Here is a 22,722-nt window from a genome sequence, read left to right on the forward strand (position 1 = left end):
CATCCATTCACTCCCCTAATATACTATTCCCATTCCTTACAGATCGTTGTAACCTTTCATACTCCAATTCCAATACTTCTCTCCCAAATGGTGTTAACTCATAACACTTCTTTCTATCTGTAGAGGCAACTTCAATTATTAACTTCTCTTTTAGTAACTTCGTCGTATTCCCGTATAAAGTACCAGGACCGAGCTTTACTTCCCCATTTGTCATCTCTTCTACCATTTGCATAATTCCATAACCGTGCATTGGCTTCACTAATGACAACAATATGTAATATGTCGCCTCAGTTAACGGAATATATTTTTGCGCTTTCACATTCATTATAACTACCTCCGATACATCGTTTGATGATATATCGACTCACGATATATCATATACCGATATTATATATTCGCATTCCAAATTATGCAAGATTATAATTTAATAATCAAATATCTATTTCTTTGAATTAAAAAATTATATAAATTTTCCGAATAATTTGTTAAAATATAGAAATATCCGCTTATATTTTGAAAGGAATGATACATATGATAAATAAATTGAAAGAAAACATAGGATCGGTTTTTGTAGGTAAAGAAAATGTTATAGATTTATTACTCGTTTCATTACTTGCTGACGGACATGTACTTCTGGAAGACGTGCCTGGTACTGGGAAAACATTACTTGCAAAAACAATTTCAAAAAGTATTGGTGGTAATTTTTCTCGCGTTCAATTTACCCCTGATGTACTTCCGAGTGATGTAACAGGTATTGAATATTTCAATCCGAAAACGAGCGAATTCGAGTTAAGACTTGGACCAGTCGTGACAAACATATTACTTGCAGATGAAATTAACCGCGCGATGCCTAGAACACAGTCTAGTTTGTTAGAAGCGATGGAAGAACGACAAGTAACGCTTGAAAAGCAGTCTACTCCTCTTCCGAAACCGTTCTTTGTTATTGCGACGCAAAATCCGATTGAATCACAAGGAACTTTCCCTCTTCCAGATGCACAGCTTGACCGTTTTTTAATGACAATTTCAATTGGGTATCCGGCTCCGGAAGATGAATTAAAAATGATGCGCCATTTTCGTAACAATGCACCGTTAGAAAGCGTTACTTCTGTCATTTCTTTAGAAGACATTTTAGTAGCACAGAAACGTGTAAAAGAAGTGTTCGTATCAGAAACGCTAGAACACTACATTATTAAACTTGCGCAAGCTACAAGAAATCATGATTACATCGCTAATGGTGTAAGCCCGCGTGCCACATTAGCTTTAGTGCGCGCAGTCCAAGCACTAGCCTTTTTACGCGGCAGAGAATACTGCACGCCTGAAGATATACAATTTTTAGTTCCTTCTGTTTGGAATCACCGTATCGTCTTATCAATGGAAGGTGCCCTACGCATGACAAAAAATGAAATCATGCAAAGGATTTTAAAAGAAGTTGACGTACCAGTGGAGATTGAGCAAGCATGAATGGACAGCGCGTTGTAACTGTACCTTTATTTTTCCAACTTCATATTATTCAATTAACTGTGCCAGGCGCTATACTATTTACGTTTTTTCTGCCGCAACGAATAATTATGTTTCTCTTTTTCTTCTACTATTTACTTGCGATTTTCATTTATAAATATGTCGCTTTCATAGAGAAAAAATTTCAAGTAATAAATGAAAAACAAACAACTCGGCTATTTCCTGATGAATCTGGACAGTTTTTTATTCATTTAAAAAATGGGGCAAATATACCACTCGTAAACGGTGTTTGTTATTTTCATTTAAATCCGTCCCTTGTACCACATAAAGATCAAGGAATTGAACAAATATCAAAAACGTTATTCTCTTTCCCATTTTCACAACCTGCACATTCGGCGCAAAAATGGGATTTAACATTAACCGCAACGAAACGTGGCGTGTTTCAAATTGAACAGTTCGAATGTGTATTAAAAGACCCTTTTCACTTGTTAACTGTACATTTACCTGTTTTTGATAAATTACGAACTGAAATAATTGTATACCCTTCTCCTAAAGAAATAGCCGGTTTGCAAGAACTTCAGCAACTTTTAACTGGGTCCTATCGAACGAATTTTTCTTTTTACAATGATGAAACATCTATTATCGGTGTGAAACGATATGAACGTGAATCTTTCCGCTCTATCCACTGGAAAGCATCTGCTAAAATGCAAGAATTACAAGCAAAACAATATGAGCCCGTAAAAAATTATAGTTGGACGATTTGTCTTTCTTTAGCTGCCGATCGCGGTTTTGGTTGGAGAGATAATGTAGAAGAACTTATTTCATTTGCGACATACACTTGCCAATACGCAACGAAGCATCAAATACCGTTTGAATTATTTATTAGTGTATTAGCAGAAGGCGGTGCATTACATGTACCGTTAAATGAAGGTCAAATGCAATACGCAAAAGCTTTAGAAGAATTAGCGCGTATTTCAGATGATAGTACGTTACTTCCGAAACAGGGATTCCTCCATTATGTAACGAAAAAAAGAGAGCGATCATCAACTATGATCTTTCTCGGTTTGCAAAAAAAGGAACTCCCTCTTTTAACACAACCGACATTTGTCATTCATGATGAAGGGATGGTGGAACCAGTTGAAAACTTGGCTATATCACATTCATGATTTCATTCTGCTCCTCCTGCTTTCATTATTAACAGAAAGAAATGAACTAATTGGTATTGCAATATTTTTAACAACAGGCTATGTAGGAGTATTTCTTATTCATAAATTTATGAAGAAAAAAATGACAGGATTTATAATACTATTAGTTCTTCAAATAGTTGCTTTCTCAATATTTTTACCTTTTTCTGTTTTTGGCACAATCATATTACCACTATTTTTCTTTATCGTACACGCGGTCGGACCTGGACATCCAGTTCAAAAATCTCTAGGTGGTATTGTTTGGTTTGTCATTTCAGCTATATTTCATGCACCGTTTCCACCAGTATGGAAATTGTTATTACTAGTTTTACACATTATGATTACATTTTGGCTAACAGGTTCAAATCGTAATCAACAGCTATTACGTTTCACTTCTATTATTGCTATTGGAACAATTAGTGCTTTACTTATTCCGGTGTTTCCTTATATTCGGCTTATTTTTTCTTATATCGTTCAAGTAGTTGCTTTAGGATTCGGATACGCTATCAACCCATTGTTCTCGGCAGCTACTTTAAAAGATACAGACGACTTTTGGTCAAATAAAGGGAATTTAAACCAAACTCGAATTGAAGAGGAAATCGGGCAGCCTTCTTTCGACCCAACTCTCATAAATAGCATTACAATAATAGTCTGTACAACGATTGCTTTTTATGTCGTTTGGAAAATAGTAAAAAAACGAAAACATTTAAGTTTAGCAAATATACCAGTCTTCGAATCTACAATCATTACTGATAAAGAAGGTATGAGCCAAAAACGAATGAAGCGAAATAAACCACCACATAACGAGATTCGAAAAGAAATTTTCAAACTGGAGAGTAAGCTATCGCCTCCTTTAAACCGTGAACGAGGAGAAACAGTTGAAGCTTGGCTAGAGAGAATTAATGATGATGAAGGTGTAAATATAGAGAGGCATATTATTATAGATGCGTATAATACAGTACGTTATTCAAACGAGGAAAACACTGTACTTCTAAATGAATTTAAGGAAGAGTTTCATAAACTTTATGCGCATCAGAAGAGTTTAAAGAAGCGGAAGAAATAACAAAACAAAAAGACTCCTATTAAATATAGGAGTCTTTTTGTTTCCTTCTAAGTTACTTTAGAAATTTAAGCATTTTTCACTGCTTCAATTTCTAAAGATTCTTCATGCCACCAAAGTGTTTCTTCAGGGTCTTCTTTAGCGATTAGGTGTGCTTCTTTTTTCGTTTCTACTGTAGGATACGAACCTTTTAGCGCACGCCCTGATGTTGTAACGAATAGTACACTAAATGCAATTAATCCAATAATACTTACACCTGTTAAATAAAATGCCGGTGCCAGCGGATTACCAGTCGCATGAACTAAGTATGAACATACGAGCGGCGTTGTTCCACCGAATATCGATACAGAAATATTAAAGGAGATCGAAAGTGCTCGATAACGCACATCGGTGAAAAAGAGCGATGGTAATAACGAAGGTAATGTTCCTTCATACACACTTAGGAAGAAACCTAATACGAAAATACCTGCAAATATAGCGGCAATATGTCCGTTACCTATTAGTAAAAACGCTGGAATGGAACATACTGTTAAACCTAATAAACCAATTTGCACTACGCGTTTATTACCAATTTTATCACTTAATTTACCGAAATAAAGTGCCAGTGGAATCATCAGTGCCATCGTAATTGAAATGATTAATAAGCCAGTTGTTTCTTTGACTTTTAATACTTGTGTTAGATAAGAAGGAATATACGAAAGGATCATATAGTTTGTAATGTTAAAGAAGGCAACAATTACTGTGCTTAAAAAGAAGTCTTTTTTGTGATATTTTAATATATCCATAAATGAAAATTGTTCGTTGTCTTCAGATTCCTCTTGTGCTTTTTCCATCTCTTCAAAAATGGGAGATTCATCTAAATGACGTCGTAAATATAAACCGACCAAACCAATTGGTGCAGCAATTAAGAAAGGAATACGCCATCCCCAGCTGAGCATTTGCTCATCTGTTAACAATAACGTCAAAATGGTAACAATTACCGAAGCAGCAATGTAACCTGAGAGTGTTCCAATTTCAAGACCACTACCGAGTATACCACGCTTTTTATCTGGAGAAGATTCTGCGATATAAACCATTGCTCCTGAATATTCGCCGCCTGTAGAGAAGCCTTGAATCATTCGAGCAACTAAAAGTAGTATTGGTGCCCATACACCAATTTGTTCATAGGTTGGTAGTAATGCGATGAATAATGTAGACAGTGCCATTAAAATAATAGTTGTACTTAAAACGATTTTTCGGCCATACTTATCTCCTATTCTACCAAAGAAAATACCTCCGATTGGTCGAACGAGAAAGGCCGCTGCAAATGTACCAAATGTAAGTACAAGTTGCAAACCACTATTATCCACACCTGAGAAGAATATTTGACTTAAAATAACCGCTAAATACGCGTATAATCCAAAGTCAAACCACTCCATTGCATTCCCAATGCCGGTAGCAACCACTGCTTTCCTGGCTTGTTTAGGATTGACAATATTAACATCTTGAGGTTCAAAATTTAAATCATTATTTTGTTGCATATAGTATAACAGCTCCCTATTTAATTTAACTTCTTTAAGCACACCTTCTCTTACTAGAATAAATTCAATACGAAGCACTTAAGGAAAAGCAACGTCTCCTTATCTGTTATTATTGTTTCACATAATTAATTATTTGTCCAATGAGATGCTTCCTTTGTCAAGTAATTAAGTATTTTAAAAAGCTGAAAAAGGCGCTGTATGAGTGCCTTTTTCAGCTTTTTATTTTAATACGTAAATTTATTTTTTTCACCCCTATTTTCTTCCTGCGCGAATTAAAAATGAGGTGCATTTTATATTTGTAGTTTCATAAAGATTTTTAAACATTTGCTATCGCTGCCACACTATGAATAGCGAATATAAATTCATTAATAAATGCATCAATTTCCTCTTTTGTAATTATATACGGAGGGAGTAAACGAACGATATTCCCTTGTGTAACATCCACTAACATCCCTTTCTCCATTAATTCGAGCTGTAATTTCTTCACATTTTCATTCGTATCGTTCACACTAATACCAAACATCATACCAGCATGGCGTACCTCCTTAATATAATAAGAGTTTTCTTTCTGAATTTCTTGCAGTTTGTCATTTAAATATAGTGACGTTTCATAAGCTTCTTGCATTAATCCATCATCGAGTAATGTATTTAATACCGTTAAACCTAAAGCCGTCCCCATTGATGAATGAGCAAACGTTGTCCCATGATCTCCTGGTGAAAATACATCACATAACTTTTCACCTACAATGATTCCTCCAAGCGGTATCCCGCCTCCTGCTCCTTTACCAATTTGAATAATATCCGGTGTAATATTGAAATTTTGATAAGCAAATAGTTTTCCGGTTCTGCCCATACCACTTTGTACTTCATCGACTATTAGAAGTACATTGTATGTATCACAAAGATGTTGAACACTATGCAAATATTCACTTGATAAAGGATAAATCCCCCCACTTCCTAAAACAGGCTCAAGCATAATTGCAATAGGCTTTTCATTTATGATTGTTTCTTCTAATTGCTCTATATTCTCGCGCTCTACTTCATATACAGGAATAGATGTTTTAGGGAAATTTTGATACACACTTTCTTGTCTCGTAAAATGAAGTGCACCTAATGTTCGTCCGTGGAAACTATCTTTCAGCACAACAACTCCATCACGTTCTTCATTCGTAATAGATCTATACTTATCAATTAATTTTAAAGTCGTTTCTGTCGCTTCCGTACCTGAGTTTGTGTAGAAGACCTTACCATTTCCTAAAGTATTATCAACTAATTTCTTTGCATACTCAATCGCAACTGGGTTTGAAAAATGAAACGGTAGATGCAATGATTTCGTAACTTGCTCCATTGTCGTTTGCACGATTTTAGGGTGATTGTATCCTAATACATTTACTCCCACTCCAGAAAATAAATCTAAATACTCTTTACCCTCCACATCATACAATTTACAACCTTCTCCTCTTTCTATCGCAACCTTCGTACGACAATACGTAGGCATCATATACTCTTTATCTAATTGAAACCAATCCGACATGATAAATTCCTCCTAGTTTTTTTCCCTTTTCTAATGTTCATTATCTATATAATCATTTACAAATTAATTTTTAAGATTGAAAGTTTAATAGTACTTTGTTTCCCCCCTCATTAATAAAACGTGTCATTTCTCTTCCCGATATTCATTTTTTCATAATTTCTTCTATTTCAACAGGTCCACTGCATGTGTGTTTTTTTCATCTAGCGGTATGTTACTAATTTGAACTTTGTATGTAATACATAATCATGGCTAAAAAATCATATTTAGTAACAATCGACGAAAAAAATTTGGAGGCTATATTAATGAATGAAAAACATGATAAACAGAGGCAATCTTTATTAGAAGAAGACTTTAATAAAAATCGAGAACTTAATGAGCCAGCTAAACTTCACTCTCAAACAGTTGGTTCACGTGGACCTGTTCTAAAGCAAGATAGTGTACTGCACGAGGCGTTACAAGAATTTATTCATGAAAAAATTTTAGAAAGACCTGTTCATGTAAAGGGATATGGTGCATTCGGTTATTTTCAAACGATTTATCCGATGTCTGAACATACAAAGTTGCACTTTTTACAAAATTCTAATGAGAAAGTTCCTGTTATGGTACGGTTCTCATTCGCTGTTAGTACGAAAGGAACTCCTGATACTTCTAGAAATGTTCGCGGTTTTGCTACAAAATTTTATACAAATGATGGCGTTTTTGATCTTTTATGTAATCACATTCCTGTCTTTTCTGTTCGTGATCCGATGCGTTTCCCTGAAACTATTAAAGCACTCTTACCTTCACCTAAAAATAATTTAATAGACCCTGATAGATTTTGGAGTTTTGTCGCTAGAGCACCCGAATCCATTCATTTTGTTGTCCATTTATACTCTGATGCTGGTACGGCAAAAAGCTTTCGCCACATCCCAGGGCATAGTGTAAATACGTACGTTTGGAGAAATGCTGAAGGTAATCGAAAGTACGTAAAGTATCATTGGTATCCATTTGAAGGTGTACAATACATTAATAGTGCGGAAGCAAATAAACTAGCTGCCGAAAATCCTGATTATAGCGGGAAAGATTTATATGATGCAATTGCAAATGGTAAACCAGCGGAATATGGTTTATATGTTCAGCTCATGGATCCGAAAGATGAAGCACATCTTTCTTATGACCCTTTAGATGATACAAAAGTATGGGATGAAAAGGCTTATCCTCTAATACCAGTTGGTAAAATGGTATTAAATAAAAATCCTGAAAATTATATGGAGCAAGTAGAAAAAGTAGCCTTCTCCCCTTCTAATTTACTAGACGGTGCAGAACTATCAGATGATAAAATGCTACAAGGACGTGCTAACATTTATAGTGATTCACAAAGAAGAAGAATTGGTCCTGAATTTCGTAAATTAACGATTAACCAACAGCAAGATTGGACACCTGCTAATCAAATAACTAGCGGTGACGGAAGGTACGTTGAAGGCAAACTTGAAAGGTCTTCTATAACTAAACAGGATGACTTTAAGCAGGCTGGTGAATTTTATGCGAAGTTAAAACCGATAGAAAAAGAACATCTTGCTGAAAACTTAGCTAGTGATTTGAAAGTTATATCCGATGATATTAGAAAGGTAGTTATGGGGTATTTCGATCAAGTGTCAGCTGATTTGAAAACAAGCATTGAGACAAAAATGAAAGAGCATTAAGAAGATTAAAACATGCTTTACGAATGAGAATTCAAATCTATATTAATTATTTTCTTGTCAAAATCCAATGAGTTTATTTAATTTAAAAATATAAAGCCAATATACCCCTGTTCTATAATTAGAACAGGGGTATATTGAAGTAGTTTAATGTTTAACATTAAATACTTTACTTAGCTAAAAAATGCAATGAGTAGCCTTTCAAAACAAACTATAGTAAATTATTTTACTTGCACTGTATAATTCCCTGTTCCACCACCATATTTATATACACTTAAGTAATATTTTCCTGGCTTCGCATTATAATTGCCAAGCAATTTGTTTCCATCACGTTTTGTTGCATAAGTTACATAATTATTTAAGTCTGATTCAGAATATAGTACCCAGTTCAATCCAATATTTTGTTCGTTCGTAATAGTAATTTGTAAATCTTTTGGGTCTTTTACATCAATAACAAATCGGTCAACCTGATCTTGATCGCTTATGTTTCCTCTTAGTAACATATTTAAAGATAGTGGATTCGCTGTTTCAAATGAATTATTCGGTTCTTTTTCTACAGCCGTACCTTCTTCCGTATTCAGTCCGCTAAATACAACATCATATTCAAATTGTCCAGCATTATTTACACGGTAATTTACAAAATAAGCAGTCAATGTTTTATACCCCGTCCACTCTTTTCCTGAAAGACGTTTCAACATATCATTCGTTGCTTGATTCATCACTTTCCAGTCCTCAATTTCTCCTTTTGCCGCACTTCCTGTATATGTCCCCTGTAGTGTAAATGTATTAAAGAATTGTGATTTATTTTTTGTTACTTTCACATCTTTTAACTTTGCTTCATTAGTGATATCCGAAGTAACGTCCGAAAGCGATTTTGGATCATGCTGCGCTAAGTAATCATCTGATACTTGTGGAATTGTATACTTATCACGATTATCAATAAGCATTTGCATATAAGATTGATATTCTTCATTTAATTTATTATCTTTGCTTAATGTAGAACGGTATGCATCGTAACTTGAAACATCATTTGCACGAATTAAATCATGCACTTTATCGAACATTTCAGGACGGTTATTATACATATATGATTGCAATGCAAACGAATAGTTATAAAAATCCCACGTTCCATATCTCGCATTTAATGTTTGTGATGCTGTATAACGTTTTGCAGGATCATAAGATAATCCACCAATTATACTTTTTCGCGGTACTACACTATCTAATCGCGTTGAACCTGCAAAGAACTCTGCATTCCCTTCTTCAAACCATGTTAAACGTTCATCTTGATACATTTCCCCTTGGCCCCATAATCCCTGAACCTCGTATCTTCCCTGTAAATAGTGTGTAAATTCATGGCGGAACAATTCTTCCAAACTATAAATACTTTGCTCTGGTGTACGTTCATATGTAAAGAACGTTCCTGTCCCTTCAATATAAATTCCACCATTATTCGTTTCATATCCGTACAGTTGGCGATTAAATTGATACTCATCTGGACTATTATAAATAACCATCGTTAGTACATCATCAGCATGTCCACTTTCAAGTGGTTTATCGCTACCAACTGTACGATAATATTGAGAACGTACTTCTTTTGCCGCCCAGTATAGACGCTTAATTTTCTCTTCACTAACTTTATCCCCAGCTTTAAAGACAATTGCTCCATCATCAAACGTATACGTTTTCGGTAAATATTTCTTTTTACCATCTTCTCGAATTTGATCTAAACTTATTGTTTTTCCGTTCGCATCTACTCCACCATAATTTGTAGTAATTTGTTCTGCCGCAACAAAATATTGCTCCCCTAAATATGGATAAATTCGCATTGCATCTGTAACAACTTGCTGGCCTTTTGTTGGTGTACTATAAAGCTTGCCTAATCGACCAGCATAATAAATTCCATTATTAATTAACCAGCCGTTTTTATTTGTTACTGTACCAATTAGTGCAAAACGATTTACTTCATTTATAAAGTTATCAATATTTCGATACCACATCGTATCTTTTGGCTCTTTTCCAGTCGTGTACATATCCGTCTGAATATCAAAGTCAATTCCCTTCATCAACTCATAAATAGCGTCTCCTTTCGTCGAGTCTTCAATGAAAGTTGCAAGATTATCGTTATATTGTTTGAAAATTTCACCTGCATATAAAACCGTTTCAACATCAGCCGATGCATTTCCAATTAATTTTCCATATGATGAAATAACTTTATTTTGTTCTGATGTACCAAGTTTGAAATTCGGATTTTTTGCAATTGTTTTTAAAGCCGGTAAACATTTATCATGGTAGCTACGCTCATTTAGTTTGCTTAATTCATCATGGTAAAAACCTAAATAAAATGCTGCACGTAGAGCTTCTACTAATGTTTCAATCCCTTTTGAATCATCTTTCGTATAAGTTTGACCTTGTTCTGCTAGTTTATCAATGATCGCTTGCATTCGACTATCATCTTGATAGAACTTGAGACTATCACTATTAAACTGAAATAAATCCGGGATTTGATACCATTTAATCGTCACTAAAAGATCAGTTAATTGTTTGTTACTTAATTGATTTAGTTCGGCCATCGAATACTTTTTTTCTTCAGCCAACGTTTTAACATTATCGGTTGGTGCTAGCGGACGCTGCGATAAATCCGCTAACTTTAACCGTTTTGTAAAAGATGCATTTTCTTGTACTGCTGAAGAGTGCGCCAACTCATCAACGGATTTCTGTATTCCTACCGGCTCCATTTGTAATACGCTCTTCACGTTCTTCACATTTTTCTCTTTTGTCTCTGCTTGAATTTGCAATCCATTACATGATATTGTCACTAGTCCAACACCAAGAATCAACTTAGAGATTTTCGAATATTTAACCATAACATTGCCTCCTAATAATTTAAAGAAAATTCTGAATTTTAATATTAGAACATACTTATTTGTATGTATTTACAGTTCCGCTATAAATACAAGTATGATCAATGATGCAATAGTAGCTTGTTTTATACTATTACGAATACAGATTCCTTACATACAATTCCCCTTCCTTAAATTTAATACAAGCAAAAACTGTGCCAATTATTTTTCTTATGCATAGCTAGCATTCTTTTATTAATACTGTAGAATAAAATATACATAGTTGGTTCTGCAATGTATAAATCTTTCGACACAAATTCCTCTTTTTACGACGAAAGGATTCGTTGAAAATTATTTTTGCATTAGCCAGCAAATAATTTTCAACTAACACCATTCCGAATTTTAAATCCATTCAAAAAGGTAAGTAAACATATTACAAAAGGATAATATGTTTACTTACCTTTTCCTATTTTATATAGATAACAAGCTATCGTTGATAAAAACAACATTAATTAGCATTTTGTTACATCAGTTCATATTATGTTCATTTCTCTTTTTCACATTGTAACGGTTTGTATTCCACTATTTTTCCTTGCTTCTTTTTCGTTTCGGTAACGATCCATTCCCCTTTTTCAAGTTCAAGATATTTTATCACATTTGTATCATCTATTTCTTTATAAAGTAAAAATGCTTCAAGCGGCTTTACAAACAACCTAGGCTCTCCTCTATATCCACCACTTTCAAAAGCTTTAGTTAACGAATTATAATACGTATCATCAACTTAATATTGCTTTATCAAATTCACCGGCGCAGCAACTACCTTACTACTTTTCACATCATATAACCCTATAGGTGTTACTCGTATAAATGGTAAGTGCGTTGCAGAAAAGAATAAAATCGTAAATGCTGGATCGTTATAAGTATATCCTCGCTCTTGCAGTAAGTTCACCATCTTTTTCTCTTCCTGTATTAAATCACTCATATTTACATCCGACATAATCCCGAGCAACGGTAATGCAATTTCATGTAACACTTCATTCTTTTCAACTATTACCATTCCGCCGCCGAGCTCTTTTACTCTATGAAAAGCTGTAAGCATATCAATTTTACTTTTTCCAATCAGAATCATATCACCTGTGCCGGAATAAGAGCTAGCAAGACCACCTAATTCTTTCGCAAAACCTTTCACAACTGTATTCACTAGCCAAGTACCATCACGTGCAATCATCATAAGGAAACTTTCATCATGATCAATAGAAAGTTCATCACTATTTAAGTCAATTTCACTTACATATGGTTTTGTTATAACGTTATTCAATAAGTGTATACCTGTTTTGTTAGAAAAAATCATATCCTCTTTTTCTATGGTCCAGTCTAATGATAATGGAGTTACTTTGAAGTTACTCCACTCTATAAGTAATGATTCATTTTTGTTTACTCCGTCACGCTTCACCCATTGTCCCTTTGCAATGACACTAATTGGCACCGGGTTTTCTTTACTTTCTAAAATATTAATATTGGCAATTCTACCTGTCGCAATTGAACCATGTAAATGCTCCATATTATAATAGCGAGCAATATTATAGCTTGCCATATGATAAGCATCTATTACTGGTACCCCTTGCTTGATCGCTATTTCTATCAGCCTATTCGTCATTCCGTTTTCATAAAATGATGGATGTGAACCGTCTGTTGTGAAAATGAATCTATCGAACTGCTTAACTCCTAGTTCCAGTAATTCTTTTAATAAAACCTCCAAATCCGGTCTAATCGAAGAATTTCTAAGAGATACAGTGTAACCTTGCATTAGGCGAGTTAACGCTTCCTGCCCTGTCATCGCTTCATGATCGCAATCTGTACCTAACAACTTTAACTTTGCTAACGTTGTTTCAGATGCACCTGGGAAATGTCCTTCTACTTTTTTCTGTAATCGCTTCGTTTCCTGAACCCAATTTAACATTTCATCATCGCCATGTAATAGTTTTGGCCATGCTGTTAACTCCCCGCCTTGAAGAACATCTTCATGCTGCAGCCACTCTATTATTTCTTCACTATTAAACAAAGATTCTCCGTTTTGCAATTCAGTCTGTCCATCAAAGCGACACCACCAATACATACTTGCTGGAATTTTTTTAAATTCATCTAATAAACGAAATGCTTCTTCTCGCTTTAATGTGAAAAATAGAGTTAAATTATCATTAATAAAAGTTGTTGTCCCAAATTGTATCGCATGATTCGCTAACGTCTCTGGGTTATATAATTGATATGGATGTGCATGCGGTTCTATGTAGCCAGGTACCACATACTTTCCTTCGCAATCAATCACTTCACAATCTGTTAATTGCTCTGGTAACTTCTCCCCTACATATACAATTCGGTCATCATAAATCCAAATATTTGCTACTGTCCAATTACGTAAGTAAGAATTTAAATACGTTGCATTCTTTAATAAAATGTGCGGACTTCTCTTGCCATCTACTACTTCAACATGCTCTCGTAATTGTTTATTACTCCACTTAAAATGATTTTGTCCCAATGTACTCAACTCCAAATCTATTAACTGTTATATTGGTTGAAACGAGAAATAGTTAATCAACTAAAGTATTCCCTATTCATAACTCCCCTGTATAAAACCCTATAACCTTTATTATATGTAATAGTTTTAAAAATAACAATTTTCGGAATTTAAATCGTACCTCTTTGCTCCAAAAGAAGCCTCTGAAACAATGATTCCTAATCCTTTCATTTGTATACAAATATATGGTATAAGTGCTAAACTTCCTACAATAGCTACTATAACCCCCATTGCACGACTATCGTATTTAGATGCAAAATAGTCAGGTTGTGAAATAATACCATGTTCCTTACCGTATCTCCAAATTTCAGGTGCAATCCAATAAGATATTATATATGCTAGAAATATATACGCGGGCACATAATATGCAGCCGCACCTTTGGAATAAGCCCAACCACTTCCGCTACATCTACAGCCCAAACTCCTTCAATAATTGCAAGACAAAACTTATATGCCTATTGGCGGTTCACATTTAGTCAAGGCCGATATTCGCATGATTGCAGCAACAAACCGCAAAATCGAGGAAATGGTAAAAGAGGGAAAATTCCGGGCCGACCTATATTATCGCCTTCATGTTTTACCAGTAAACATTCCGCCGTTACGCGAGCGACGTGAAGATATTTTTCCGCTAATCCATTTCTATTTACAAAAATATAATCAGATATTTAACCAGACACGTACCTTCTCGAAGCAAACGATAGATGTTTTTCAACGTTACCAGTGGCCGGGAAATATACGCGAGTTGGAAAACACTGTTGAGCAGCTCGTTATTATGGCAAAAAAAGAAGAGATCTCGATTCATGATTTACCAGATCGCTTTCACTCAGTAAGTATGGAAGAAAAAGCTTTAGGATCTCTGAAAAAAGGCAACAACTTAAGCGAGATTATCGAAAGTATGGAAAAAACAATTATTGAACAGGCAATTAAGAAAAATAAGACTACACGTAAAACTGCAAAAGTTCTTGGCATTACCCAAACTTCACTGATCCGTCGGTTAAAGAAATACAATATCCGCAATGAAAAAGAATAGCATTTTTGTTGTAGTGGGATTAATTTGATGGCTATAAGGCGGTACCCTATGCCCATAAAATTAAGATTTTGAAGTCCGTCCAAAATTTCATCTCCCTTTCTCCAAGAATTCACAGTTACTCTTTGTCATTAAAAAAGAGGACCTGCTATTCGTAGCAAATCCTCTTTTGTTAACCTGAAACTTAATAAAAAATGCTTTCTTCAAATTATTTTTGAATGAATTCCAACAAAAAGGATATTTCCGTTTTACTTTCATTCGCTATCAAGCATATACAGTTTCATACGAAATCGATTAAAAAGTCGTACCATCCTTTTTAACCTACATTGGATAATAAGACTGTAATGAATAATAAGGTTGTAATGAATAACACGATTGTGATGGGTAATAAGGCTGTAATGAATAACATGATTGTGATGGATTATGGATTTCCTGCATTTGCTGTGTTTGAAATGCTTGTTGCTGCGCTTGTATAGCATGATGAACAGCTTGAATAGTACTTTGTGCAGGCCCCTGCCCCCCTAAAGGACGCATTTTCGTTTCATTGTAAAAACAATTGCGAAACATTCTTTATTCACCTCACCCCTGCAGATATTTTTGTCTTCCACCTTTCATACTATGAATATTGAATTAAGGTGGATAATACATGAAACATTACACCTTGTAATTCCTAAATCTCTTTCTTTCAATTATTTTAACTTAATCCAATTTCCCATCCCCCTCTATCCACTTCATTGTTTTTTCCACATCTAATTCCGTATAAGTCTTTTCACCATATCGAACAGACTCATATATCGGAATAATGTCTCTCGTTCTACAAATTCTTTTCAACCACTGTTGCATCGTTTCATAAGACCTTCGCTGCTCGTGAAATGGTAAAGTTCTTTCCCATTCAACTAACGTTTTCCTTATCGTATCTGTAGGTAGCGGCTGCTCTGACTGATGAATGACTTTTTCATTTTTTACGGCTCTTACCGAATTTTCTTTTGTTACCGATTGTTTCTCCTGCTCTATTTCTATTTCCATCAACTTTTTCCTAATAGATTTGTAGAGAAAATATATAATTGTGACTGCGATAAGCACATAAAACGCTATAGTAATCCATGAATTTGAAAGTACAGAAAATATGGCTCCCCATGAACTTCCCCTTTCGAACTCTTTCATTTTTTTACCCGTTGTTGTTCTTATCCCTTTATCTTCTACTTTTTTATCTTCAATAGGTGTCCCATACTCTTCAATATTTTCGTAGTTTATTGTTTCTTTATAAATTTTTTCAGATTTCTTTTCACTAAAAAAACGCTCCTTTACTATGCCTTGTACATGCACAACACCTTGTGATAACGATATTGCACTAATCGCAAAGAAAAGTATGATTAAAGCTCTTACACTCCAAAACTTCACTTTCATGTGCCGCTTTTTATTCAACATGACATAAGCCCTTTCTTATTCTTTAATTACAATCCATTTATTCGTTCTACTATATTTCTTTGGTGAAGTACCAAGAATTAAAGGAACCGCATCCAGTTCCTTAAGGCGAAAGCCTGCTGTGTAAAAATAAGAAGAAGAAACAGGAGTATCTTGGTCTGATATCGAGGCAAGTACCTTTAATACATTTTGCAAATGTTTCCGATTATCGCCGTTCTTTATATGTAACAAACCGTTATCTTTCACGCTATTAATCCATAATTCAAATGAGCAATCTTGCATAAGTAGTTGTTTGCATATGCCTGCTGTTAATTCAATTAGTTCTTCAATATCATTTCGTAAAGAAACGCCACTTTTATTTTGTAAGTTGAGATAAACCGCGTATTTATCTGACTGTTTTCGTTCATATTTTTTCGCCGTTATCGTTCCTGTTTTTGCTGTTGCACTCCAATGGATGGAACGAAAATCTTCATTTTCATAAGATTTCACTCCCATTACTTTCGTTTCATCATACAGCGGAGACGACATTGCTTTTCGAAATCCACGTGACCATTCTTGTAATTCAGGTACTAGTATTTTCGGAACAGCAGGTAAAACTAAATAGGACGGTGTATCAACTTGACTATATGTTATATGGTTCGTTATAAATCCAAAAGGATCCGTAATAACAATTTCAATCTCTTCCCATTTCGCAATGCCTCTTTTTAAAGCTACAGCTTGCAAATCAAATGAAACCGTCTCTCCTCCTTTTATATTGAAATTCAAATAATCATTTGAACCTGTACTATGATTTTTATTTAGTTCATCATGCTCCCAAGCTAACTTATTTTCACATTTAAATCGAAATACGATATTGAAAATAGGAAATATCGAGTTGTTTGAAATTTTTATTTTGCACATATTTGTTTCACCTATAAAAACATTCGAATTCCCTTGATTGAATTCCCATTCAACACGAGACACTCTACGTATGTATCCATGCGTGGTCCCTATTAACATTAAATATAAAAATACGAGAGATAAAATGAGTAGATTACTTGAAAATATACATAAAATAACAGCTACAACTGACATAACTCCTATTATGAAAGGCTCAGCTAAAGGTGTATACACAAGTTTTTGCTTCATCATACATTCTCCACTGGCACATGAATCGTATGAAGAATTTCTTTAATAATTTGTTCTTTCGTCGTTTTCATCTCCCCTTCAATTGTTAACGTTAACCGATGAGCACAAACTGATGCGGCAAGTGTCTTTATATCATCTGGCGTACAATAATCTCTTTCATTTAATATCGCCCGTGCTTGAATCGCTCTCATAAATGCCAACGTACCTCGCGGGCTTACACCGATTTCAATTAACTCATGCTTACGGGTTGCTTCAATCATTTCAAGAAGATAATCTTGTACATCGTTCCCTACTAATACTTCTCTTGCACGCTTTTGCATCATAATAATTTCTTCACTTGAAATAATAGAATGTAACGTTTCTAACGGATCATTCATTTGAAACCGATTCATCATTTCCTTTTCTGCTTCCCTCGTAGGATATCCTTGACGTATAGTAAGTAAAAAACGGTCTAACTGAGCATCTGGTAACGGAAATGTGCCCGCTGACTCAAGTGGATTTTGCGTTGCAATAACTAAAAAAGGTTCTGGTAATAAATGTGTCTGTTTCGCAATTGTAACAGTACGTTCTTCCATAACTTCCAATAACGAAGACTGTGTTCTCGGTACGGCTCGATTAATTTCATCCACTAGTACTATATTTGCAAAAATAGGCCCTAACCTCGTTTTAAAATCCGATTCCTTCACATCAAAATATTCGAGACCAATAACATCTCCAGGCAAAGTATCAGCTGTGAATTGAATTCTTTGGAACTTAGCATCCACGCTTTTTGCTAAACTTTTTGCTAATGTTGTTTTTCCCGTACCAGGTACATCTTCTAATAAAATGTTTGTTCGAATATATATCCTTCTCTCCCAGAAGTATTTGGCTTAACTAACACACCATTTCCTTTTAATGTACTATCTATTCCGGCCCTAATATCAAAGTCAGAATTGAATTTTGATTTGTTTGCAAAAGCTGAATTATTGGTATTACTTCCATGCCTTTCTAAAATATGATTAGTATATACTCTATCTTCACATCTCTCCATTCAATGGATTGATGAAGTGCGTGTAAAAGTTGCTCAACAGACATTCAGCCATTCTCATCTAACTCCAATTCGTATTCCCACGGAGCATGACGTAAAGCATAAGATACTTCTTTACTTAAATTTGAATAGAATTTTTGTTTATTCAATTTCTTCACTCCGATTGTAATCAATCATTTCTTTCATAGCACATTCAACCCAATCCCAAAAGTCATCAAATTCTTTTCTTTGTTCAAAACCTTCAGAAGCAAAATCATGAATAAGTTGCACTTTACTTCCTTTGCCAATTTCAAAACACGCAATATCATCGTTGTCATCTCTTCTAGCAAAAGGAATTAAATTTCTTTTTGGATACCTTTCCTTTAACTCATGATACCTTCTAGTAGCTTGCCCAGATTCAATTAAATACCATACATCAAAATCAACTAAATTCAATCCCACTAATTTTTGGTAAGATTCAGGATATACATATATATCTTTATCAACGTAAAACTTTTCCATAGCTATAGCACTTCTTTCTATTTCATTTTTTCTAACTCAAATGAACCCATTGGATTATTTTTTCTAAAACTAGTCTTTTGCTTTAGAATTCTTAAGTCTAGAGATTCCCCCAAGTTTTATGTACTCCCTTTTTAGTTGTAAATCTATCAATCAGAAGTCCTTCTTTTATATAGATATTCCTTCTAGTCGACCACCTTTTAAAGCATTAGGATTAAATTCACCTGAAGAAATTTCTGAACCGGAAGAATACTTTTTAGTAAACTCACTTAAATAACTTAATGCCGTCTTTTCTTTTACTTCAGCCAATTGGGGAAATTTCCTCGAGACAATTTTTCCACTCGGAATATAAGAATCCACAACATATTTCTTCCCATTGATTTCCTTTCCCTCTAACTCTACTTCATTATAAAGATATCGAGAGCGCTTTTCCTTATTAAATCTATTCCCTGCTTCCCATTGCTTTTTCACAAAGTCGGGTATTGATTTCTTTTTAGGTAGTGTTTTATCCGTATCCTTATAGTTGTTATCTCATGCTAATGTTTAATTGGGGATTTTTTCAATACACTCAACAAAAGAGACATCAAATATGAGGTCTCTTTTGTTGACTCTTCTTCATCTATAACTTCCTCTTTACTAATTCAATACCAGACAATTTGCCTTATTAAAATATACTACAATACTAATGAAAACATATTCTTGAAAAAGTTCTTTTCTGCCCTCAGAATTTAGCAAAATAGCTATAAGCTATTACAAATTTAAGCTGCGCTTAACCTGCACTAATAAGTCTATTAATCCATTTCTTTCTGGATTTTTTTCCACTTCCTTTTTCACATGTTCTTCCAAATAATTACAAAAAGTTTCAAAGTCCAAATACACTTGTTGTTCAGACTCAACAGCTGGAGAATCTAATTCAACTAACACATGTTTATCATCTAAAGGTGTAGGTAGCTGTGACATATCAAATTCATCTAAATCAGACTGAAAATGAACGAATACTATTTCTTGTCCAAACCCCTCCTTTTTTATAAAAAAACTCAAAGCTCTTTCCAAGTACTTACCGTTTATAAAGTTAAAATATATTGACATCAATTCATCGTTTTTCTCTTTATCTTCAATAAATTCATAATTACTATTCATTTTATCCTCCTATAAATATTGTATCTTAATATCCTTAGCAACGCTTGCTTCCTTATCTTGCAGTACAGTAAAGCATTCATTTTTAATTTTCCATTTTATACAAATACAATAACATGTCTATAGATTTCGAATAAATAAAATATTTATTCGAGAGAAATAAAAAATCCTTAAGGTCATTACCTTAAGGCTCATAAATTAAGAAAATATTTTCTCTATTTTTTTGTCATTAATCCCCATAAGTAAAGTAGCCTCATCAGTTGCAGGTTCGTAACCACGGATTCCATCGAGACATCATGTGCTTTTTTCTAATATAATTTCAATAATATAATACTAAAAATTCGTATTAACCTTCATTCATAAAGAATACTTTTTACAAATTTATAGCATGTCGATTTATTAAAAGATACTTGTTGCCTAAAGTAGACAATCAAGTATTTTAAGTTTCATATATCATGACAAGTAACACGTTAAAACTTACGAGTTTGTACGAGTTCATTCGTTTCATGCCCATTTCATGCGTTTATATTCACTGACATGTAAAATGTCACCTCTTCTAAGCTCGTACTTCTTTTTCTATTCTATTATTGCACGTAGTACTCTATGATGGTACAACCATCATGGAGTGCGTACTTCAAAATGACCTTTTCTATTTTTGTACACTTCAACTACACCTTAATTCAATCAGCCCATATATTCCGAATGACTAAAAAAACAATTTTATTGTCTCTATAAAAATAGGCTTCAAATTTTAAAGTACAACGTCCTGATAACCTACCTCAGTTACTTCACCTTTCACAAGACAAAGGCCTAATCCATTTTCCATATCCCATGTACAGTCAAACGTAAGTCCGATATCAAGAAAGTCGATAAGGTCATTATCCGGAACGAAAATTCCAGATAATGTTATTTTTTCGAGGATTTGAGTAACTGTTTCTATTAAAGGATAATTTTCGTTAGATTCAACATCGTAACCAAGTTCATATCTTTTTTGTTTATAATAATCTAATATAGGCTCCAAAATACTTTGTTGTAATTGTTGCCATCTTTCTATTAAAAAATTATATGCCATATATTGTTCTTCCTCAAACTGACCATCATCTTCTCCCCTAACTATTAACGCCACCTTAACTTCGTTCCCAAAAAACTCAATGTTTTTATAGCCAATCCAATCATAATTATTAAACTCAAGTTCACCAAAAACTGCATCATCTATTTTCATTATCTATCTCCTTTATTGTTTACTAGCAAATCCGTTTGGCATAAACGCTCCTGCATTGACTTCACCAGATTCCATCCCAAACTTACGTGCTAATTCAGGAGAATTATTCAATTGCTCAGCCAATTTTTCATCAGCTTGAGTAAAATTGTTACTCTTTTCAATGAGACTACGTTTTCGAACTGTGACCATTTCTTAGTAACTACTAATTTACATCAATTACTTGTATTCCTTTAACCTGAGCACAGTCATTAATCTCTTTGATTAAATTGTTTCTATAAACTGATACCGCTCCGTATATTTCTCTTTCACCACCCGCATCTATATATTCCATAAATAAAATAAAATTGGTTTAATCCATTTTTTTATTATATATTCATTTCCTTCAAATTCACCATATCTGATATGATATGAAGTTATAAAAGACCTTATATCTTCATATCATTCCTGTGTATTAATTTCTGCCTGCAAAAATCCTTCTAAAACATTCATAATAATCTCACCTTTCTATTTTATTGGCTAAAAGGAAATTAATTTATACTATCCACCAATAAACAATGTAGTACAACTAAAGTCAAATCCGCTTTTTATGATTAATTCAACTGTGTACACTTTCTTATCTCCTACACTGTTTTTCTTATGAGTTGTGGAATTCAATGATATTAATCACCTAATTTTAGTCCATATAGCTCTCAGCAATTTGTATATGTTTTTTTAAATTTAGGTCTGGATATCTTTGATCTAACGAGTATAGTATTTCAATATATTTTTTACTTTGCAAATTATAAGCAACTTCTTCGAAAACCTCACTTAATAATAAGAGCTCATTTTTTGTACATATTTGTAAAAAATTCAAAGTTAAGTTTTCGCTTTCACTCAGTAAGGCTATAAGTTCTTCCCATTTCTGCTCAATTCTTGGATCATTATCATCAAGTAATGCTCGCGACCCTAAGACAATCCTTACTTTTTCCTCAAACATTAATTAAAACCTCCCTGTAATAATTATGGTTGTAACATATTATCTGGAAAAACAGTTCCTATCTCTCCATTAGTTTTGATTATCCCTATCCTAACACCATTATAATCGCCAAATATCGTTACACCATCCGCAATATCCTTGTATTCAGGCATATTATTTGTCACATATTCTCCAGCTTCCCTTATATCTTCCTTAGACCAATTTTCAGGAAACCATGCTTGACCATTTCCCATTCTTTTCCCCGGAGATTTATGACCAGGTACATTTCCTACCCTTACCCCATTAGGATAACTTTTTTCAATATTGTATTCGATACCGTTCTGTTTAAGAAAATCTATATTATCTTGACCATGCCCACCAATCTTCATTTTTGAAGTTTCTCCGGTTTTAGGGTTTCTAGTAAAGTCACCAATGTTTGCATGATCCAAA

The 22,722-nt window shown here is 34.0% G+C and carries 19 protein-coding genes and 5 pseudogenes; 5 read left to right on the plus strand and 19 right to left on the minus strand.

Annotated elements, in window-relative coordinates:
• Positions 1–7: 7 nt before the first annotated feature.
• Positions 8–325, minus strand: coding sequence for a PadR family transcriptional regulator (locus MR065_RS06080; protein WP_242212877.1), 318 nt, complete (start codon positions 323–325; stop codon positions 8–10).
• Between the two features lie 206 nt (positions 326–531).
• Between MR065_RS06080 and MR065_RS06085 the strand changes: the two genes are divergently transcribed.
• Genes MR065_RS06085 through MR065_RS06095 form a run of 3 tightly spaced genes read left to right on the plus strand, consistent with a single transcriptional unit; the run spans position 532 to position 3,705 of the window.
• Positions 532–1,461, plus strand: coding sequence for an AAA family ATPase (locus MR065_RS06085; protein ID WP_242212878.1), 930 nt, complete (start codon positions 532–534; stop codon positions 1,459–1,461).
• On the plus strand, positions 1,458–2,624 hold the full coding sequence (locus tag MR065_RS06090; RefSeq protein ID WP_242212879.1) for a DUF58 domain-containing protein: 1,167 nt from the start codon (positions 1,458–1,460) through the stop codon (positions 2,622–2,624). Before MR065_RS06085 ends, MR065_RS06090 begins: the two co-directional genes overlap by 4 nt.
• The gene (locus MR065_RS06095; RefSeq protein WP_242212880.1) at positions 2,596–3,705 is read left to right on the plus strand and encodes a DUF4018 domain-containing protein; all 1,110 of its coding nucleotides are present in this window, start codon (positions 2,596–2,598) and stop codon (positions 3,703–3,705) included. Before MR065_RS06090 ends, MR065_RS06095 begins: the two co-directional genes overlap by 29 nt.
• Positions 3,706–3,770: 65 nt before the next feature.
• Here MR065_RS06095 and MR065_RS06100 read toward each other — a convergent pair whose 3' ends face one another.
• Positions 3,771–5,222 carry an MFS transporter gene (locus tag MR065_RS06100; RefSeq protein WP_242212881.1) on the minus strand — a complete coding sequence of 484 codons (1,452 nt, stop codon included), beginning with the start codon at positions 5,220–5,222 and terminating at the stop codon, positions 3,771–3,773.
• A gap of 316 nt (positions 5,223–5,538) precedes the next feature.
• A complete protein-coding gene (locus MR065_RS06105; protein ID WP_242212882.1) occupies positions 5,539–6,756 on the minus strand; it encodes an aspartate aminotransferase family protein in 1,218 nt (405 codons plus the stop codon).
• A 302-nt stretch (positions 6,757–7,058) separates the two neighbouring features.
• Here MR065_RS06105 and MR065_RS06110 point away from each other — a divergent pair, with 302 nt between their 5' ends.
• Complete coding sequence (locus tag MR065_RS06110; protein WP_242212883.1) at positions 7,059–8,438, plus strand: catalase; 1,380 nt, start codon at positions 7,059–7,061, stop codon at positions 8,436–8,438.
• Positions 8,439–8,656: 218 nt separating this feature from the next.
• Here the strand turns inward: MR065_RS06110 and colA are convergent, their stop codons facing one another.
• The 4 genes and pseudogenes from colA to MR065_RS06130 all read right to left on the minus strand — a co-directional run.
• Positions 8,657–11,302 carry a collagenase ColA gene (colA, locus tag MR065_RS06115; RefSeq protein ID WP_242212884.1) on the minus strand — a complete coding sequence of 882 codons (2,646 nt, stop codon included), beginning with the start codon at positions 11,300–11,302 and terminating at the stop codon, positions 8,657–8,659.
• A gap of 520 nt (positions 11,303–11,822) precedes the next feature.
• Positions 11,823–12,056 (minus strand): annotated as a pseudogene (locus MR065_RS06120) (hypothetical protein); the annotation flags it as partial.
• Between the two features lie 3 nt (positions 12,057–12,059).
• Positions 12,060–13,814 carry an adenine deaminase C-terminal domain-containing protein gene (locus MR065_RS06125; RefSeq protein ID WP_242212885.1) on the minus strand — a complete coding sequence of 585 codons (1,755 nt, stop codon included), beginning with the start codon at positions 13,812–13,814 and terminating at the stop codon, positions 12,060–12,062.
• 165 nt (positions 13,815–13,979) lie between these two features.
• Positions 13,980–14,255: pseudogene (locus MR065_RS06130) on the minus strand (sodium:solute symporter family protein); the annotation flags it as partial.
• Positions 14,256–14,286: 31 nt separating this feature from the next.
• On the opposite strand from MR065_RS06130, the gene MR065_RS06135 reads away from it, so the two are divergent.
• A complete protein-coding gene (locus MR065_RS06135) occupies positions 14,287–14,883 on the plus strand; it encodes an AAA-type ATPase lid domain-containing protein (protein WP_277927327.1) in 597 nt (198 codons plus the stop codon).
• A 318-nt stretch (positions 14,884–15,201) separates the two neighbouring features.
• Here the strand turns inward: MR065_RS06135 and MR065_RS06140 are convergent, their stop codons facing one another.
• The 12 genes and pseudogenes from MR065_RS06140 to MR065_RS06195 all read right to left on the minus strand — a co-directional run bounded on the left by MR065_RS06140 (position 15,202) and on the right by MR065_RS06195 (position 22,721).
• Complete coding sequence (locus MR065_RS06140) at positions 15,202–15,447, minus strand: hypothetical protein (RefSeq protein ID WP_242212887.1); 246 nt, start codon at positions 15,445–15,447, stop codon at positions 15,202–15,204.
• A gap of 132 nt (positions 15,448–15,579) precedes the next feature.
• Complete coding sequence (locus tag MR065_RS06145; protein WP_242212888.1) at positions 15,580–16,308, minus strand: signal peptidase II; 729 nt, start codon at positions 16,306–16,308, stop codon at positions 15,580–15,582.
• A 15-nt stretch (positions 16,309–16,323) separates the two neighbouring features.
• Positions 16,324–17,433, minus strand: a complete 1,110-nt coding sequence (locus tag MR065_RS06150; RefSeq protein ID WP_242212889.1) for a DUF58 domain-containing protein — start codon at positions 17,431–17,433, stop codon at positions 16,324–16,326.
• A pseudogene (locus MR065_RS06155) lies at positions 17,433–18,269 on the minus strand (AAA family ATPase); the annotation flags it as partial. The pseudogene MR065_RS06155 and the gene MR065_RS06150, both read right to left, overlap by 1 nt.
• 157 nt (positions 18,270–18,426) lie before the next feature.
• Positions 18,427–18,609: pseudogene (locus MR065_RS27690) on the minus strand (RNA 2'-phosphotransferase); the annotation flags it as partial.
• Positions 18,602–18,961 carry a hypothetical protein gene (locus MR065_RS06165; RefSeq protein WP_242212890.1) on the minus strand — a complete coding sequence of 120 codons (360 nt, stop codon included), beginning with the start codon at positions 18,959–18,961 and terminating at the stop codon, positions 18,602–18,604. The gene MR065_RS06165 and the pseudogene MR065_RS27690, both read right to left, overlap by 8 nt.
• A 165-nt stretch (positions 18,962–19,126) precedes the next feature.
• On the minus strand, positions 19,127–19,429 hold the full coding sequence (locus MR065_RS06170; protein ID WP_242212891.1) for a hypothetical protein: 303 nt from the start codon (positions 19,427–19,429) through the stop codon (positions 19,127–19,129).
• 279 nt (positions 19,430–19,708) lie between these two features.
• Positions 19,709–20,098 (minus strand): hypothetical protein, encoded by a 390-nt coding sequence (locus MR065_RS06175; protein WP_242212892.1) that lies wholly within the window; start codon positions 20,096–20,098, stop codon positions 19,709–19,711.
• A gap of 748 nt (positions 20,099–20,846) precedes the next feature.
• A complete protein-coding gene (locus tag MR065_RS06180; RefSeq protein WP_242212893.1) occupies positions 20,847–21,317 on the minus strand; it encodes a DUF6985 domain-containing protein in 471 nt (156 codons plus the stop codon).
• A gap of 12 nt (positions 21,318–21,329) precedes the next feature.
• Positions 21,330–21,464, minus strand: a pseudogene (locus tag MR065_RS06185) (HNH endonuclease); the annotation flags it as partial.
• Between the two features lie 526 nt (positions 21,465–21,990).
• Positions 21,991–22,293 (minus strand): hypothetical protein, encoded by a 303-nt coding sequence (locus tag MR065_RS06190; protein WP_242212894.1) that lies wholly within the window; start codon positions 22,291–22,293, stop codon positions 21,991–21,993.
• 23 nt (positions 22,294–22,316) lie between these two features.
• The gene (locus tag MR065_RS06195) at positions 22,317–22,721 is read right to left on the minus strand and encodes an EndoU domain-containing protein (RefSeq protein WP_396022361.1); all 405 of its coding nucleotides are present in this window, start codon (positions 22,719–22,721) and stop codon (positions 22,317–22,319) included.
• Position 22,722: the final 1 nt, after the last annotated feature.

Origin of the sequence: Bacillus cereus group sp. BfR-BA-01383, from assembly GCF_022663495.1 — a bacterium.
GTDB lineage: Bacteria > Bacillota > Bacilli > Bacillales > Bacillaceae_G > Bacillus_A > Bacillus_A cereus_AU.